This window comes from Solibacillus sp. FSL K6-1523 (genome assembly GCF_038005225.1).
In the GTDB taxonomy this organism is placed as follows: Bacteria; Bacillota; Bacilli; order Bacillales_A; family Planococcaceae; genus Solibacillus.
This window is the reverse complement of sequence record NZ_JBBOSU010000001.1, coordinates 4,374,699-4,392,542: the sequence shown is the minus strand read 5'-3', so window position 1 is coordinate 4,392,542 and position 17,844 is coordinate 4,374,699. Positions and strand designations below refer to the sequence as shown.

Here is a 17,844-nt window from a genome sequence, read left to right as displayed (position 1 = left end):
GCTAGTTCGTCCTTTCATTAGTTCATGTCTTTCTAAATTCAGTTAAAAAGAGATGCAATAAGATTCATTTATATGGTCATTCAACAGAACGTTAAAAATATGCATTTTTCGATAAGAAATATAAAGTCATACACATAACTATACGCTGTGGATAACTGTTATTCAATACAGGTGTAAAAAATTGTCCACAGATTATCAACAGTTGTGGATAAAATATTTCCCGAGAAAGTATTCCACAAAGTAAAACACAGTTATCGTAACAAATAAATGCAGGCATTTCAATACTTAAACAATCTTATCCACATAAAAATAGATTATCAACGTTCGAGTTGTCCACAGGTATAGAATTTGTGAAAAAGTTGTAGATAAGGGGTGTGGATAAAAAAAGTAGATTAAAAAATTACTCACAACTTACAAGGGCCTTTTTTGTGGATTTGTGGATAACTCAGGAAGAGGAGAAACTAGCTTAAATATCTTCGAACTGAGTAGCTATTTAACTTATTTCAGCGGAAGTCCCTTACTTCTATAAGGGGGAGTCTGAGTGACTAACATCCCTAGTAGGCGAGTTCAAAAAAGTCCGGAAGCAATTACGTCGGGGTGTAAATGATGAGGAGTTTTAAACAAAATAATGTTCAAGCTAGATTTGAAGTGTTTTGAAGAAAGTACAATGATAGAGTGTTTGATCAATCCATCTTTAATTAACTAATTTTCAGTTGTGTATGTATGAATATAAATAAGTAGCCCAAAATGAAGAGGGGATTTTTGCAGGCATTAAAGAGGTGGATTAAATAAATTAGGACCAATCCAGGTGATAATGACTAACTAAATTGCATAGTGCATGTTATAATGTTTGAAGTAGTCCATGAACAAAATACGAAAAAAACGAATAGGCATTGACAAACAGTCAAAATTATTTATATAATGTCATGGTCTGTATGTAGAAATAGATATAGGAACATCGAATGCAGGAGGTGTATACAAATGAAACGTACGTACCAACCTAAGAAACGTAAGCACTCTAAAGTTCACGGTTTCCGCGCTCGCATGAGCACAAAAAACGGCCGTAATATTTTAGCTGCTCGTCGTCGTAAAGGAAGAAAAGTATTATCAGCATAAGTCCACTGAGCCACATCAGTGGTCTTTTTTTCTTTTATTTTCGATTGAAGCAAAAAAAGAACCAATGATTAGATGGGACAGGTGAATGGATCAATGAATAAACGCCAACGTATTAAGAAAAATGAAGACTTTCAAAAGGTGTTTAGAAAAGGTAAGTCATTCGCGAATCGCCAATTTGTTGTTTATTGCTTAAAAGGTGAACAACAAGAGGCGTTTCGCATCGGCTTATCAGTAAGTAAAAAAGTTGGGAACGCGGTTACACGTGTTCAAGTTAAACGCTATATTCGCCAAGCTTTTCTTGAGTTAAAAGATGAAGTAAGAAAAGATATGGATTATGTTATTATCGCCAGAACGCAGGCGGCCACATTAAATTTTCATGAAACAAAAAGTAGTTTAGAACATGTATTAAAGGTTGCACGTGTTCTAAAAAAATAATATTAATAAATTATTGGAACAATTAGTAGTATGAAGACGTATTCACATGGTAAAATATCGACATAAAATTGAATAGGTTTGCTTTAGGAGGAAGAAGATTGAAGAAAAATCTTTGGGTAATGCTGTCACTTGTATCAGTAGTTTTACTTCTTTCAGGTTGTACAGAATTTGACCAGCCAATTTCATCTAAAAGTGAAGGCTTTTGGAATGAATTTATCGTTTGGCCACTCGTATCATTTATTAAACTTTTTGCTGACATGTTTTCAAGCTACGCATTGGGGATTATTGTTGTAACAATTATTATCCGATTAGTTATTTTACCGTTAACAATTAAGCAAATTAAAAGCTCTAAAAAAATGCAAGAAATTCAGCCGAAGTTAAAAGAGTTACAAGCAAAATATAGCTCTAAAGATGCGGCGACACAACAAAAATATCAGCAAGAAATGATGCAATTAATGTCGACTTCTGGGGTAAACCCACTTGCTGGATGTTTACCAATCTTTATTCAAATGCCGATTTTAATTGGTTTCTATCATGCGATTAGCCGTATGAATGCGACACCAGCATTTGAATTAGGTACATTTTTAACGCTGCCATTAGCAGAACCAAGTATATTATTAGCAATTATTGCGGGTCTTATCCAATACGTTGTATTAATGACAGGTCCAGCTGTGGACAATCCACAAATGAAAATTATGATGTATATCATGCCATTAATGATCATCGGTTTTGGTATTATTTTACCAGCTGCTTTATCATTATATTGGGTAGTCGGAAATATTGTTTCTGTATTACAAAACCTTGCAATTTACAAACCTTGGAATAAAAATAAACCGGAAGCTGCCGACACAGGAGGAGCGAAATAGTGAAACAAACTACGCAAATAGGCGCAACAGTAGAAAAAGCGATCTCATTAGCGTTACAAAAGCTTGGCCATTCACGTGAACAAGTTGATGTGGAAGTTTTACAAGAAGGTAAAAAAGGATTTTTAGGTTTTGGGGCGCGTCCTGCTGAAGTACGCGTCACTGTAAAAGAAGTTGTTCAATTAAAAGTGAATGAGGAAATTGCCGAACAGCCAGTTATTGTTGAAAAACAACAACAAACGGCTATGGAAATTTCTGAGGAAGAGCCAACTCATGTAAATGAGATACAATCAATTCACCAAGAACTACAAGTTGAGGTAGACCCGATTGAAGAAGCAAAAAAGTATTTAACAAGTATTGCAGAACCAATGGGCATTACAGATTTATCAATCGAACATACATCGGATGGTAAAAATGTTTCGTTTAAATTATCAAGTGAGAAAGCAGCTTTATTAATTGGTAAGCGTGGCTATACATTAAATGCGTTGCAGCAAGTAACACAGCTGATGTTAAACAAAACAGCAAAATCGTTCATGATTTTACAAATGGATGTAGAGGATTATCGAGAACGTCGTCAAGTAGCACTGGAACAATTAGCAGAGCGTATGGCAGATAAAGCAACGCATACACGTAAGCCTGTAGCATTTGAACCAATGGCATCATATGAACGGAAGATTATCCACAATGCATTAGCAAATCGCCTAGATATCGAAACATATTCCGAAGGCGTTGAACCAAATCGCTATTTAGTTATTGAACCGATTCAATAACAAGAGAGCAAATCACTTTTATTTATACAGACAATAAAAACGGCCTATTCCATTGGATAGGCCGTTTTTATATTGTTATTAATCATATTCCGAATTTGGATACAAAATGCTATGCAAAATTGATTAAAATAGAGTTAAACGACATTACTTTAGATTTTACTTAAAATATGCTAATCTAAATTGTTAGAGAGTACAGTTCGGTAACGACTTATCCACATGTGGATAATGCTGAATTAGGAGGATACAAATGGAATTCGATACGATTGCTGCAATATCCACACCTATGGGAGAAGGAGCTATTGCGATTGTTCGTTTAAGTGGCGATGAAGCAGTAGAAATTGCAGATAAACTATTTAAATCACCAAACGGGAAACATTTAACAGAAGTACCGTCACATACAATTCATTATGGACATTTAATTGATCCAAAAACGAATGAAGTAGTAGAAGAAGTAATGCTATCATTAATGCGCGGCCCAAAAACTTTTACGCGTGAGGATGTTGTTGAAATAAACTGTCACGGCGGAATTGTTTCAGTAAATCGTGTATTACAATTAGTATTACGTTCAGGTGCTCGCTTAGCAGAACCAGGAGAGTTTACAAAACGTGCCTTTTTAAATGGGCGAATTGATTTATCTCAAGCTGAGGCGGTAATGGACTTAATTCGTGCAAAAACAGATCGTGCAATGAATGTGGCACTTGGTCAAATGGATGGAAAATTATCAAGATTGATTACTTCTTTACGCCAAGCGTTACTTGAGACATTGGCACAAGTAGAGGTTAATATAGATTATCCAGAGTATGATGATGTAGAAGAAATGACGATTCCAGTGTTGCTAGAAAAATGTAGCTGGGTACGTGAAGAAATCATTCAATTATTACAAACATCATCTCAGGGAAAAATTTTACGTGAAGGACTTTCTACTGTTATTTTGGGACGACCAAATGTAGGGAAATCCTCGCTTTTAAATAGTTTAGTACAGGAAAATAAAGCGATTGTGACAGACATTGCAGGGACAACGCGTGATATTATAGAAGAATACGTCAATGTGCGTGGTGTACCATTACGTTTAGTAGATACAGCAGGAATTCGAGAGACAGAGGATATTGTAGAAAGAATTGGTGTGGAGCGTTCGCGTGAGGCGTTAAAGGATGCTGATTTAATATTACTCGTTCTTAATTACGGGGAAGAATTATCCATTGAAGATGAGCGTTTATTCGAAACAATTCAAGCGATGGATTATATCGTTGTGGTAAATAAAACGGATATTGAGCGTAAAATTGATTTAAATCGTGTGCATGAATTAGCTGGTAAGCATCGTGTTGTAACGACTTCATTATTAAAAGAAGAAGGCGTAATCGAGCTTGAAGAAGCCATTTCTTCCTTATTCTTTGAAGGTCAAATTGAGGCAAATGATTTAACATATGTTTCAAATGCGCGTCATATTGCATTACTTCACCAAGCACAAGCGACAATTGAAGATGCATTAATGGCAGCAGAATCAGGTGTTCCAGTAGATATGATTCAAATTGATGTAACACGTACATGGGAAATTCTTGGTGAAATTATTGGAGATACAGTGCAAGAAAGTTTGATTAATCAACTATTCTCACAATTCTGTTTAGGGAAGTAAACTCTATTTAAGTAAAGAAAGGAAGAACAGCATGCCAACAAAATATGAGGCAGGCACATTTGATGTGATAGTTGTCGGAGCAGGACATGCCGGCGCCGAAGCAGCTTATGCAGCAGCGAAAATGGGTGCAAAAACACTCATGTTAACAATAAATTTAGATATGATTGCATTTATGCCATGTAATCCTTCAATCGGCGGACCAGCAAAGGGAATCGTCGTGCGTGAAATTGATGCATTAGGCGGTTTAATGGGGAAAATTATAGATAAAACCCATATCCAAATGCGTATGTTAAATACAGGTAAGGGACCTGCTGTACGTGCTTTACGTGCACAAGCAGATAAATTCCAATACCAAAATGAAATGAAACGCGTATTAGAAGAAGAACCAAACTTACAAATTCATCAAGCAATGGTCGATGAATTAATTATTGAAGAAGGCGAAGTTAAAGGGATTATCACACAGATTGGTGCGATTTATCGAGCGGCAGCTGTTATTATTACAACAGGTACGTTTTTACGTGGCGAGATTATTATTGGTAATTTAAAATATTCATCAGGACCAAATAATCAGCAACCATCCATTAAGTTGGCAGATAACTTAAAAGACCTTGGCTTTGATTTAATTCGCTTTAAAACAGGTACGCCACCTCGTGTGAATAACCGAACAATTGATTATTCAAAAACGGAGATTCAACCGGGTGATGATGTACCCCGAGCATTTAGCCATGAAACGACGGAATTTATTATGGATCAGCTTCCTTGCTGGTTAACTTATACAAGTGAGCAAACACATAAAATCATTGAAGATAATTTACATTTGTCTCCGATGTTCTCAGGCATGATTAAAGGGACAGGTCCGCGTTATTGCCCATCTATTGAGGATAAAGTAACACGCTTTAGCGATAAACCGCGCCATCAAATTTTCTTAGAGCCAGAGGGACGTAATACACGTGAAGTTTATGTACAAGGGCTTTCAACAAGCTTACCAGAACATGTGCAAAAGAAATTAATTGCTAGTGTCCCAGGTTTAGAAAATGCAGAAATGATGCGTGCTGGATATGCAATTGAGTATGATTCAGTCATTCCAACGCAACTATGGCCAACACTCGAAACGAAAAAAATTATCGGTTTATATACAGCAGGTCAAATTAACGGTACGTCAGGTTATGAAGAAGCCGCTGCCCAAGGATTATTAGCAGGAATGAACGCAGCAGCGAAAATTTTAGGTCGCGAAGAAATCATTTTAAGCCGCTCAGATGCATATATGGGTGTACTTATTGATGATTTAGTAACAAAAGGAACAAATGAACCGTATCGATTATTAACATCACGCGCGGAATACCGTTTACTTTTACGTCATGATAACGCTGACTTACGTTTAACAGAGACAGGCTATAAAGCTGGTTTAATTTCAGAAGAACGCCATGCACAATTCCAGTTGAAAAAGCAACGAATTGAAGGAGAAATTACACGCCTTCGTGAAGTGATTATTAAACCAAATGAAACGACACAAGCTGTTATTCGTTCTGTTGGTGGAACTGAATTAAAAGACGGAATTCGTGGAGCGGATTTATTAAAACGTACAGAAATGCATTATGAGCATATCGCGTCATTAATCCCGCCAGAAGTAGCATTGTCTGAAGATGAGCAAGAGCAAATTGAAATTCAATTAAAGTATGAAGGCTATATTCAAAAGGCGATGCAGCAAGTAGAAAAAATGAAAAAGTTAGAGAATAAAAAAATTCCGGAAAATATCGATTATGATGCGATTTCAGGAATTGCAACAGAGGCACGGATTAAATTAAAAGATGTACGTCCATTATCCATTGCACAGGCATCTCGTATTGCAGGTGTAAATCCAGCAGATATTTCAATTTTACTTGTGTACATTGAGCAAGGGAAGATTGCTCGGATCAATATGAACTAATTATAAGAGTGCCCTTTAAGAGCAAAGACTGATTTGCTAAAAAGAGACGTAGTGAAAAGCTTGCTACGTCTTCTAAAGGTGCTTTTTCATAAAGGAGAATGGCCATGAACGAGCAACAATTTATCGAGGCGTTAAGAAGCAAAGGTATTGAATTAACACAACAACAAATAGCACAATTTAAAACATATTTCGAACTGCTTGTTGAGTGGAATGAAAAAATGAATTTAACGGCGATTACAGACTTAGAAGGTGTTTATTTAAAGCATTTTTATGATTCCATTAGCGCATCTTTCTATTTTGATTTTACAAAAGTAACAACTGTATGTGATGTAGGAGCAGGTGCAGGCTTCCCAAGTATTCCAATTAAAATTTGTTTCCCCCATTTGGAAATTACCATTGTTGATTCATTAAATAAGCGCATTACATTTTTAAACCATCTAACTGATCAATTACAATTACAAAACATGACATTTGTGCATGCACGTGCAGAGGAATTTGGTCAAAACAGTCAGTATCGTGAGCAATTTGATGTTGTAACAGCACGCGCAGTAGCACGTCTATCCGTTTTGTCGGAGTTATGTATTCCACTAGCAAAAGAGAGCGGCTATTTTGTTGCATTAAAAGCTGCTGCAGGCGCAGAAGAAATGAAAGATGCAGCAAAGGCCATTTCTACTTTAGGCGCAAAAGCAAAAGAAGAGTTTGCTTTCCATTTACCAGTTGAAGAAAGTGAGCGCTCACTATATATTTTTGATAAAGTAAAAGCAACGCCTAAAAAATATCCACGCAAACCAGGTGTACCAAATAAGAGCCCTATTAAATAAAGAGAAGTCTTAGTAAATTAGAGGATTTTTAATCTTTTGACGGTTAACATCTATCACATTAATTATGAAATATTTCCGTCTTTAGATGCATACAAATTAATAATTATGTGGATAAACTAAAATTACCGTTCATTGGACACTGTACTTTTGCGAATGAATCATAAATAATATTGAATATGAGCTAGATAGTTACTTAAAGGTGGTGCCACACGGATGAAGAGTACTTTTTCACGTTTTTTCGGAGGCGGAATGAAGCAAGAACAAGAGCCAGAAGTAAAAAGTGAAGTAGAAGAAATAGAAAATATATCTATGGCTTCAGAAGAAGTAGTTAAAATTCCAATAGAAAAAATCATTCCAAATCGTTATCAACCTCGTACCGTTTTTGATGATGAGAGGATTGAAGAATTAGCAAGAACCATTCATACACATGGCGTAATTCAACCGATTGTAATTCGTCCAATAAGCGATCAACCAGGAAACTATGAGATTATTGCAGGTGAACGCCGTTACCGCGCGATGAAATCTCTACAATGGACAGACGTACCTGCTATTGTACGAGATTTAAATGATAGGGAGACCGCTTCTATTGCACTTATAGAAAACCTTCAACGTGAAGAATTAACTGCAATTGAAGAAGCACTTGCTTATCAACAATTGTTGGAGATGCATTCACTTACACAAGAGGCACTTGCACAACGTTTAGGGAAGGGACAGTCCACCGTAGCAAATAAACTACGTTTGTTAAAGCTTCCACAATTTGTCCAAGATGCGATTTTAAATCGAGAAATTTCCGAACGACATGCGCGAGCGTTAATTGCGATAAAGGATGAACAATTACAGTTACAACTAATTGCTGCAACAAAGGAATTTGACTGGAATGTAAGGCAGTTAGAGGATCAAATCCAAAAACTATTGCACCCAGAAGAGCCAGAAGTAAAAAAACAGAAGCCAAAGCGAAAAGCAATTAGTAAAGATGTTCGAATCGCTTTAAATACGATTAAACAATCCTTGTCTATGGTAAGTAAAAGTGGTATCACTGTAAAGACAGAAGAAGAAGATACAGAGGATTATTATCAAATCACCGTGAAAATACCAAAAAAGAAATAAGCAAAAGTCTCCTATGTAATTTATATAGGGGATTTTTTAGGATTCAAATGAATAACTTACTCAAAATAGACTAAATTTCAGAATAAACAAAATTCATGCGACGTTTGAGATGATTTTTTGTTAGAATTAAAGTAAATTAGAATTAATTCCAAAAAATATCAAAAGTAATGATAAATCTCGTAGTTTTAAATTGTTTTAGCATTCATCCATTACATATATAAGTGATGGATGAATGCTTCAACCTAAAACGAAGTGATGAAAGCAGGTGCGCATTTGGGACGTATAATTGCAATTGCCAATCAAAAGGGTGGTGTCGGTAAAACGACGACATCTGTAAATTTAAGTGCATGTTTAGCTTTTTTAGGAAAGAAAGTATTATTAATTGATATCGATCCTCAAGGTAATGCCTCTAGTGGACTTGGAGTTAGAAAAGGTGACTTAGAAAGTTGTATTTATGATGTTTTGATTAATGATGAGGATATTAAGGAAGTTATTCAACAAACAAAGATTGATAATTTATATGTTGTACCTGCAACGATTTCTTTAGCTGGTGCCGAAATTGAATTAGTATCGACTATTTCACGTGAAGTTCGATTAAAAAAGGCGTTACAAGAAGTGAAGGAACATTTTGATTTTGTCGTTATTGATTGCCCACCATCATTAGGGTTATTAACAATTAACGCTTTGACAGCCGCAGATGCGCTAATTATTCCTGTACAATGTGAATATTATGCGTTAGAAGGGTTAAGTCAGTTACTATCAACCGTTCGTCTTGTACAAAAGCATTTAAATAAAAGTTTAATGATCGACGGTGTGCTTTTAACAATGTTAGATGCGCGTACGAATTTGGGCATTCAAGTAATTGATGAAGTGAAACGTTATTTTCAAGATAAGGTATATCATTCGATCATTCCACGTAATGTTCGACTAAGTGAAGCACCTAGTCACGGAAAACCGATTATTATTTATGATGCAAAATCGCGAGGGGCAGAATTATATTTAGAGTTTGCAAGGGAAGTGATTAAAAATGGTTAAAGGTTTGGGAAAAGGAATCGATGCATTATTCCGCGAAGAGGCTGTACATATGGAAGATCAAGTACAACAAATAGCCTTAATGAAAATTTTAGAAAATCCTTTCCAACCACGAAAAGTATTTGATGAAACAGCGATTACCGAGCTAACAGCATCAATTATTGAGCATGGAATTATTCAACCAATTATTGTGAGGAAAAAGGGTAAAAAATACGAAATCGTTGTTGGCGAACGCCGATTCAGAGCTGCTAAACAAGCTGGCTTAATGGAAATTCCAGCTATTGTGAAGGATTTTGATGAGCAGCAAATGATGGAAGTGGCAATTTTAGAAAACTTACAACGTGAAGACTTAACACCAATTGAAGAAGCGGATGCTTATAATAGTTTAATTAATCAGCTGAATTTTACACAGGAAGATTTGGCAAGGCGATTAGGGAAAAGTCGGCCTCACATTGCCAATTTAATTCGTTTATTACAACTACCTGAGGAAATACGTGAACTTGTAAATAGCGGTGACCTCTCAATGGGGCATGGCCGTGCTTTATTAGGGTTAAAAAACAAACGCCGTATACCTGAAATTGCACAAAAGGTTATAAAAGATCAATTAAACGTTCGACAACTTGAAAAGTTAATTCAATTATTAAATGACGACGTTCCACGTGAAACAGAGAAAGTAAAAAAGGATGTTCATGTCCAGGCCACTGAATCGCAACTAAGAGATTATTTTGGCACACAAGTACAAATTAAAAAGGTAAAAGATAAAGGTAAAATTGAAATTGAGTTTTATTCAGATGATGACTTACATCGCATACTAGAAATTTTAAAGTTAGAAGAGCAATAAAGATTTAGTTCTATAAGTAAGAAATGGCATTTTGATCCAAATTCAAAATGCCATTTTTGCACGTAAAAATGGGGGGCTATATACATTTTAAAACGTTAGAGTAATTAATTACGTCTCGGCGTAATTGCAGTCAATTTTTTTCGAACAAGTTCACTAGGGATGAATTCTGAAGCAAGTTAAATTAGTAATATTGAAGGTCTTCTATTGCAAATTATAAATAAGCTACACAGAAAGAGGAATAACCATGATGTTACTGGGATCATTATTAAATGCTTTATTTATTATTATAGGTGCATTACTTGGACGTATGTTTAAAAATATACCTGAATCAATGAAACAAACGGTTATGTCGATTATTGGTCTTGCAGTGGCAGTACTAGGTATTCAAATGGGGTTTGAAAGTAGTAATTTTATTATAGTGATCATCAGTTTAGTATTGGGTACAATGATTGGTGAATGGTTAAACTTTGATAAACAGTTTAATCGCTTTGGTCAAAAGGTTGAGTCTCTTTTTGGAAAGAGATCATCACAAGGATCTATTGCAGAGGGGTTTGTAACGGCAACTTTAATTTTCGTCATTGGTTCAATGGCTATAATAGGTGCGTTAGATAGTGGTTTGCGAAATGACCATAGTGTTTTAATTACAAAGGGTATTATTGACGGATTTACGTCCATTATTTTAGCGTCAACATTAGGAATCGGTGTATTGCTTGCTGCTGTTCCTGTTTTTGTTTACCAGGGGGCAATTACCTTATTTGCTGGTGTTATTAGTACATATGTCCCTCAAGAAGCACTTGATTTATTTATTAAAGAAATGACGGCAACCGGTGGGATTATGATTTTAGCTATTGGTTTGAATGTAGCAGGGTTAACGAAAATCCGCGTAGCCAATTTGCTTCCGAGTATTGGAATAGTTGCGATTTTGGTTGCCATTGTTTTTATCCTTCAGTAAATGACGTTGCCAAGCAAGCATGAGGGCTCGCACGACTTTATCGCCCATTGAGTACGTTAAATGTAACCGTGTGTTTTGTAATACGGTTGCTTCCATAAAGCCGCCAACGTTGACAATACCTTTCACTGAAATGTTCCCGATAGGAGGTAATTGTTTTTTTACAGCCTTTCCAGGATAAAGAGGCCCTTGATGAAGTAATATAGAACCAATAGCATCTGATTCACCTAGGCAAGCATCAATAGCAACAATGAATGGATTTTGAAATTCAATGTGCAATTGTTCGTGTTTTTCGATTAAATTTAAAGCATGTAATGGCTGTTCCAACGTTCCAACAATTCGGAATGGAAATGAAAAGGCACTATTTAATTGGCTACCAATAATCGGTCCAAGTGCATCGCCAGTAGAACGGTCCGTACCAATACAGCAAAAGACGAGCGCTTCATGATCAAATGGGATAAGCTTTAAGAAGGCGTCACTTAGGTCCCAAACGGCACTTGTTTGTTCATAATGAATGGAATAATTTTGTGGAATACAATCATAATTTTTCATAATGCATAAACTCACTTTCCTAATTTTATAGTGGCTGACCTGAGAAATCTTATAAGATACGATATATGTATGCAGTATATTCAATTTGAAAGATTGTTATACAAGAGATGGAAAATTTGGGGGAATATTTATCTCCAACAACAACTAATTTAAGAGAATGGCACGTCATACATTGGAACTTTTCAGTTAATAATTTATAACAATGATTGATATGCAAGTTGCATTAGAGGTAGGTATTGAAAAAGCCCCAAAAGTCATTCAAACTTATTTGATACTTTGCCATAGCAATATGGAGAGCTTGTAAGTATACCGTTATTTATTGCGGTGCCAAAATGATGTTCTATGAGAAAGTTCAAGGAGGGAAATAAGTAATGGAAGCAAAGCAATATTTATTAAATGACATTGTTGAGATGAAAAAACAACATCCTTGTGGCACAAATGAATGGAAAGTTATTCGCTTGGGCGCGGATATTCGCATTAAATGTGAAGGTTGTGGACATAGTGTCATGATTCCACGTCGGGAATTTGATAAGAAATTAAAAAAGGTACTTCGTTCAGAGAGTGCACAATAAATTGTAAAATAGACTTTTGTACGAGGAATCAATATAATAGACAAGGTTATAAAAAAGTAGAAATTTACGGACTAAATATAGAAAGGTTGTGTCTTTTATGGCATTAACAGCTGGTATTGTTGGTTTACCAAACGTAGGAAAATCAACATTATTCAATGCAATTACAAAAGCGGGGGCACTTGCTGCCAACTACCCATTCGCAACAATCGATCCAAACGTTGGAGTAGTAGAAGTTCCAGATTATCGTTTACAAAAGTTAACGGAACTCGTTACACCTAAGAAAACAGTTCCAACTTCTTTTGAGTTCACAGATATCGCGGGTATCGTAAAAGGAGCATCTCAAGGAGAAGGCTTAGGGAATAAGTTTTTATCACATATTCGTGATGTAGATGCGATTTGCCAAGTTGTTCGTTGTTTTGAAGACGAAAATATTACGCACGTATCAGGAACGGTTAATCCAATCGATGACATTGAAGTAATCAACTTAGAGTTAATATTGGCCGATTTAGAATCAGTAGACAAACGTTTACAAAAAGTTTCAAAAATGGCAAAGCAAAAAGATAAAGAGGCACTGATTGAAGAGCCGATTTTAGCAAAGATTAAAGAAACTTTAGAAAATGAACAACCTGCACGTGCAGTAGAACTTTCTGAAGATGAATTTAAAGTAATTAAAGGCTTACATTTGTTAACGATTAAGCCAATGCTTTACGTAGCCAATGTATCAGAAGATGAAGTTGCTGATGCGGATAACAATAAATACGTTCAAATGGTACGTGATTTTGCAGTAAAAGAAGGCGCTCACGTCATTACGATTTGTGCAAAAGTAGAAGAAGAAATTTCTGAGTTAGAAGATGAAGAAAAGGAAATGTTCCTAGAAGAGTTAGGCATTAAAGAATCAGGATTAGACCAATTAATCCGTTCTTCTTATGATTTACTTGGCTTAGCAACATATTTCACTGCAGGTGTACAAGAAGTACGTGCGTGGACGTTCCGTAAAGGCATGAAAGCACCACAATGTGCGGGTGTCATCCACTCTGACTTCGAGCGCGGCTTCATTCGTGCTGAAACAGTTGCTTTTGATGATTTAGTAGAAGCTGGTTCACAAGCAGTAGCAAAAGAATCTGGTAAAGTTCGTTCAGAAGGTAAAGAGTACATTGTCCAAGACGGCGATGTTCTATTATTCCGTTTCAACGTTTAACTTGATTCAGCAGAATCAAGTTAAGCCCCGGCGGATGTCACAGATTTTTAAGGGAAGCTTTTCGAGCGAGCTCGAAAAAATCTGGACGCAATTACGCCGGGGCGTAATTGATCTAAGAAAAAGAGTTGTCCAAAAAGAAATTTTGGGAACAACTCTTTTTTTGTAGAGAGAAAAGTATAAAATTCCAAGTAAGCGTACAGAAGGAGAGGAAGATAGAGATGCTTGATGTGGCAATAAAAAGAGATGAATTAGAAATTTCAAAGACAATATCTACAGAAATATTAGAAGCCCTTTATGACCGAAAGCTATTAAAGGTGTTTGTGCCGGATACATTAGGTGGACTCGGGAAAAACTTAATAGACGGTATAAAAATTTTCCGTCAGATGGGCCAATTAGATGGCAATATTGGATGGGCTGTGACGATTGGTTCTGGAGGAAATATGTTTCTTCCATTATTTCAAGCGCATGTAGGAGAAATGCATTTTGAACCTGAAAATGCAGTCATTTCAGGAAGCGGTAAGCCAGATGGTATAGCACGTAAAGTAGAAGGTGGCTATATTATTTCAGGAAGATGGCATTATTGCAGTGGCGCAGATTATGCTACTACTTTTACAATGAATACAATAAATGAAGAAAATGGGGAAATGGTGACATGTAGCGTCAAACGTGCAGATGTAACGATTGAACAGGATTGGCAAGCGATTGGGTTAAAAGCAACTGCAAGCCATACAATTCAACTTGAAGAGGTATTTGTTAAAGATACAGAAACATTTGAATTTGATCAAATTCAAAATAACTACAATCTTCCTGTACATACCTTCCCATTTTTAACGTTTTCAGAAAGTTCATTCTTTTCGTTAGTCATTGGGATGGCACATAATGTTTTATTGAAGCAGCAACAGGCACTTAACGAGAAGTTTAATGTGGAGCATAGCCGCTATCAACTCGTCTCAGAAAAGATCCAACGAGCACAAACAATTATTAACGAAATTGAAGTTGAGTTTGATGCACGAGTAGAAACACTATGGCAACAGCACACACAACTACAAATAGATGAGCAATTACTACGGGAGTTTTCTCAATTTTGTCAAACTGCATCCAATGAAATAACGAATGTGCTTCAATTACTTATGAGATATTTCGGTATGGAGGCAGTTTTGGAAACGAGTGAACTTAGTTATTCATGGCGCAATTTCTGTACAGCAAGTCAGCATGTTTTTTTAACGCCTTAAAATGAAGTCATAAAAATGATTGAAAATAAAAATAATAGTAGGGGAAAAAAAGATATTACTTGAATGTCAATATGTATTATGCTAAAATTCATTGATGTGAGTAATAGAATTTACTTACTCCTTGCTCCCTATTTTTAGGAGAGCCCAAGTCCATAAGGAGGTGCAAATACAAATGAGAAAGTACGAATTAATGTACATTATCCGCCCAAACATTGAAGAAGATGCGAAGAAAGCTTTAGTAGAGCGTTTCAACGAAATTTTAACTTCAAATGGTGCTGAAATCGTTGAAGCAAAAGATTGGGGCAAACGCCGCTTAGCTTATGAAATCAACGACTTACGCGAAGGTTTCTACCAAATCGTGAAAGTAAACGCTGATTCAGTTGCAATCAACGAATATATTCGTTTAGCTAACATTAGCGAAGACATTATCCGTCATATCGCTGTTCGTGAAGACGCAAAATAATTTTAACTTATCTGCTGAAAAAGGAGGTTGAACTGATGATTAACCGTGTAGTATTAGTCGGAAGGCTAACAAAAGATCCTGAGCTTCGATATACACCAAGTGGCATTCCAATGGCACGTTTTACTATTGCTGTAAATCGTACATTTTCAAGTCAATCTGGTGAAAAAGAAGCGGACTTTATTGGTTGCATTGCTTGGAGAAAACAAGCGGAGAACTTAGCAAACTTCATGAGAAAAGGAAGTTTGATTGGTGTTGAAGGGCGTATCCAAACAGGTAGCTTTGAAGGACAAGATGGTAAACGTGTTTATACGACGGATGTCGTAGCAGATTCTGTGCAGTTCTTAGAGCCGCGCGGAGGAGCAAACGCATCTCAAGGTATGCCAAATCAGCAATATGGTGGGCAACAAAATTATGGAGGCGGCCAGCCGTCTTATAATAGCCAACCAAATGCTCAATATGGCGGCGCGCAACCACAGCAGGATTCTTATGGTTCGTATCAACAACAGCCACAGCCACCTCAAAATCAGCAAAATTATACACGTGTAGATGAAGATCCATTTGCGAATAGCAAAGGACCGATTGAAGTATCAGAGGACGACTTACCGTTCTAAGAGTTCAAACATCTATAAATTAAAAATTAAAGGAGGACACCCATAATGGCACCACGTCGCGGAGGCCGCAAACGCCGTAAAGTTTGCTACTTCACTTCGAATAACATTACGCACATCGACTACAAAGATGTAGATCTTTTAAAGAAATTCATCTCTGAGCGCGGTAAAATTTTACCACGTCGCGTAACAGGTACTTCAGCTAAATACCAACGTAAACTTACATCTGCAATTAAAGTTTCTCGTATTATGGCTTTATTACCATTCGTTGCAGAAGAAAAATAAGAATTGCTTTGGCGTTACAAATGCTAAAACATTCAAAACCGTTCGACTTTCTTGAAAAAGAAAGTTGAACGGTTTTTTTTATTTGGTCAAATAAATAGGAAGCGATGAAAGAAATATAGCCATATAAGCAAATTCTTTGGCATTCCAGTAACGCATATTTGTTTGCACATCCAAAAATGGTACAATGGAATGGTGAGAAAAGTTTTTTAACTTGATTCAGCAAAAGTCCTTCACTTCTATAAAGTACGGGATAAATTCCAGATATACCCTTAATTTAATGAGGGTTCAAATCCAGGTTGAATCAAGTAATTGTCCCGGGTGGAATGTCACAGATCTTTAAAGGAGTTTTAAAGAGGAAGTCAGCCTTAAAGCGTCACATCGTGTGACAACGGCTGATTAACCCATGTCCTGTGGCCCTCAAGCTCGGAAAAAATCTGGACAAAAGCTAGCCGAGGCGTAATTGATTTAGATAAAGGAAGGTTCTCCATGCAAAATAATCAGTCAAGGAAGCTAGCACAAGGAGCTATGATGATTGCACTATTTACCGTGTTAATGGCTATTATCTTTTATGTGCCTTTAGCGGGTTTTATTGCGATGCTTATTGCCCCTTTACCGATCATTTGGTATAGCGCGACATATGATAGGAAATCATCAATATTAGTTACGTTCATAGCCGTCATTATTACGTTTTTTATTGGTGGCTTAATTATTTTACCAGCTTCTTTAATCTTTGCTGCTGCCGGGATGGCGATAGGTGATGCCATTTATAATAAAAGAAGCAAAGTCTTTATGTTTATTTCTACAAGTATTGTGTTATTAATTACATTTGCTATTCAATATTTGATTTCCCTACGTTTATTTGAGTTTGACTTTATTAATGATTCACTTGTATTAATGCGGAAAAGTTATGAAGAGTCACTTGACTTAGTTGAAAAAATGACAGGTCAGGCACCGATTTCAAAAGAAACTTTGGCGGAAATGTTTAGCGTGGTGGAAATGACAATCCCCGCTTCGATTACATTAGCAGTATTTGTATTTGCATTCATTTTCATTTCAATCAATTTACCGATTGTTAAACGCTTTAAAGTGGATGTTCCAAAATTCTCGAGCTTCAGTCATTTACGATTACCAAGAGCTGTTTTATGGTATTACTTAATTACATTGACAATTAATTTATTTGTTCAACCAGAGCTTGGCACATCCTTGTATGTAGTTATGATCAATGTATCGCTCATTTTATGGGTATTACTTACGTTACAAGGGATTTCTGTTATCCATTTTACAATCGATACATTTGGTTTACCGAGAATGTTAAAAGTTCTCAGCACAATTGTAGCTATACCACTGTATTCATTTGTCATCTTGCTTGGGATTATTGATCTAGGGTTTAATATTCGTGAGTATATTCAGGCAAAGAAACAAAAATGAGGAGCTGATTTA

19 protein-coding genes are annotated in these 17,844 nt (G+C 36.2%); 18 read left to right on the top strand and 1 reads right to left on the bottom strand.

Features of this window, described 5'->3' with window-relative positions; all coding sequences use genetic code 11:
* The first annotated feature begins 981 nt into the window (after positions 1-981).
* The 11 genes from rpmH to MHI10_RS21200 all read left to right on the top strand — a co-directional run bounded on the left by rpmH (position 982) and on the right by MHI10_RS21200 (position 11,497).
* Entirely contained in the window at positions 982-1,116 is a 135-nt protein-coding gene (gene rpmH, locus MHI10_RS21250; protein WP_057986540.1) for a 50S ribosomal protein L34, read from the top strand.
* A 93-nt stretch (positions 1,117-1,209) separates the two neighbouring features.
* Entirely contained in the window at positions 1,210-1,551 is a 342-nt protein-coding gene (gene rnpA / locus MHI10_RS21245) for a ribonuclease P protein component (protein ID WP_340789070.1), read from the top strand.
* A gap of 98 nt (positions 1,552-1,649) precedes the next feature.
* Entirely contained in the window at positions 1,650-2,417 is a 768-nt protein-coding gene (gene yidC, locus MHI10_RS21240; RefSeq protein WP_340789069.1) for a membrane protein insertase YidC, read from the top strand.
* The gene (gene jag, locus MHI10_RS21235; RefSeq protein WP_340789067.1) at positions 2,417-3,184 is read left to right on the top strand and encodes an RNA-binding cell elongation regulator Jag/EloR; all 768 of its coding nucleotides are present in this window, start codon (positions 2,417-2,419) and stop codon (positions 3,182-3,184) included. Before yidC ends, jag begins: the two co-directional genes overlap by 1 nt.
* A 247-nt stretch (positions 3,185-3,431) precedes the next feature.
* On the top strand, positions 3,432-4,817 hold the full coding sequence (mnmE, locus tag MHI10_RS21230; protein ID WP_340789062.1) for a tRNA uridine-5-carboxymethylaminomethyl(34) synthesis GTPase MnmE: 1,386 nt from the start codon (positions 3,432-3,434) through the stop codon (positions 4,815-4,817).
* Between the two features lie 31 nt (positions 4,818-4,848).
* A complete protein-coding gene (gene mnmG, locus MHI10_RS21225) occupies positions 4,849-6,744 on the top strand; it encodes a tRNA uridine-5-carboxymethylaminomethyl(34) synthesis enzyme MnmG (protein WP_340789059.1) in 1,896 nt (631 codons plus the stop codon).
* Positions 6,745-6,848: 104 nt separating this feature from the next.
* Complete coding sequence (rsmG, locus tag MHI10_RS21220) at positions 6,849-7,565, top strand: 16S rRNA (guanine(527)-N(7))-methyltransferase RsmG (RefSeq protein WP_340789056.1); 717 nt, start codon at positions 6,849-6,851, stop codon at positions 7,563-7,565.
* 213 nt (positions 7,566-7,778) lie between these two features.
* Positions 7,779-8,672: a nucleoid occlusion protein gene (noc, locus tag MHI10_RS21215; protein WP_340789052.1), complete on the top strand. Its 894-nt coding sequence runs from the start codon at positions 7,779-7,781 to the stop codon at positions 8,670-8,672.
* A 273-nt stretch (positions 8,673-8,945) separates the two neighbouring features.
* Positions 8,946-9,707: a ParA family protein gene (locus MHI10_RS21210; RefSeq protein WP_340789050.1), complete on the top strand. Its 762-nt coding sequence runs from the start codon at positions 8,946-8,948 to the stop codon at positions 9,705-9,707.
* A complete protein-coding gene (locus MHI10_RS21205) occupies positions 9,700-10,545 on the top strand; it encodes a ParB/RepB/Spo0J family partition protein (RefSeq protein ID WP_340789048.1) in 846 nt (281 codons plus the stop codon). The genes MHI10_RS21210 and MHI10_RS21205 overlap by 8 nt, the downstream gene beginning before the upstream one ends.
* Positions 10,546-10,789: 244 nt before the next feature.
* Complete coding sequence (locus MHI10_RS21200) at positions 10,790-11,497, top strand: DUF554 domain-containing protein (RefSeq protein WP_340789044.1); 708 nt, start codon at positions 10,790-10,792, stop codon at positions 11,495-11,497.
* Here MHI10_RS21200 and yyaC read toward each other — a convergent pair.
* Positions 11,414-12,046: a spore protease YyaC gene (yyaC, locus tag MHI10_RS21195; protein ID WP_340789041.1), complete on the bottom strand. Its 633-nt coding sequence runs from the start codon at positions 12,044-12,046 to the stop codon at positions 11,414-11,416. The two genes, MHI10_RS21200 and yyaC, sit on opposite strands and share 84 nt — an antisense overlap.
* Positions 12,047-12,417: 371 nt before the next feature.
* Between yyaC and MHI10_RS21190 the strand changes: the two genes are divergently transcribed.
* The 7 genes from MHI10_RS21190 to MHI10_RS21160 all read left to right on the top strand — a co-directional run bounded on the left by MHI10_RS21190 (position 12,418) and on the right by MHI10_RS21160 (position 17,832).
* Entirely contained in the window at positions 12,418-12,618 is a 201-nt protein-coding gene (locus MHI10_RS21190) for a DUF951 domain-containing protein (RefSeq protein ID WP_340789038.1), read from the top strand.
* Positions 12,619-12,715: 97 nt separating this feature from the next.
* Positions 12,716-13,816 carry a redox-regulated ATPase YchF gene (ychF, locus tag MHI10_RS21185; RefSeq protein WP_340789035.1) on the top strand — a complete coding sequence of 367 codons (1,101 nt, stop codon included), beginning with the start codon at positions 12,716-12,718 and terminating at the stop codon, positions 13,814-13,816.
* A gap of 218 nt (positions 13,817-14,034) precedes the next feature.
* Positions 14,035-15,048: an acyl-CoA dehydrogenase gene (locus tag MHI10_RS21180; RefSeq protein ID WP_340789032.1), complete on the top strand. Its 1,014-nt coding sequence runs from the start codon at positions 14,035-14,037 to the stop codon at positions 15,046-15,048.
* Positions 15,049-15,220: 172 nt separating this feature from the next.
* Positions 15,221-15,511, top strand: a complete 291-nt coding sequence (rpsF, locus tag MHI10_RS21175; protein WP_340789030.1) for a 30S ribosomal protein S6 — start codon at positions 15,221-15,223, stop codon at positions 15,509-15,511.
* Positions 15,512-15,546: 35 nt separating this feature from the next.
* Positions 15,547-16,122, top strand: a complete 576-nt coding sequence (ssb, locus tag MHI10_RS21170) for a single-stranded DNA-binding protein (protein ID WP_340789027.1) — start codon at positions 15,547-15,549, stop codon at positions 16,120-16,122.
* Between the two features lie 42 nt (positions 16,123-16,164).
* On the top strand, positions 16,165-16,404 hold the full coding sequence (rpsR, locus tag MHI10_RS21165) for a 30S ribosomal protein S18 (protein WP_172954456.1): 240 nt from the start codon (positions 16,165-16,167) through the stop codon (positions 16,402-16,404).
* 486 nt (positions 16,405-16,890) lie between these two features.
* Entirely contained in the window at positions 16,891-17,832 is a 942-nt protein-coding gene (locus MHI10_RS21160) for a YybS family protein (RefSeq protein ID WP_340789025.1), read from the top strand.
* Positions 17,833-17,844: the final 12 nt, after the last annotated feature.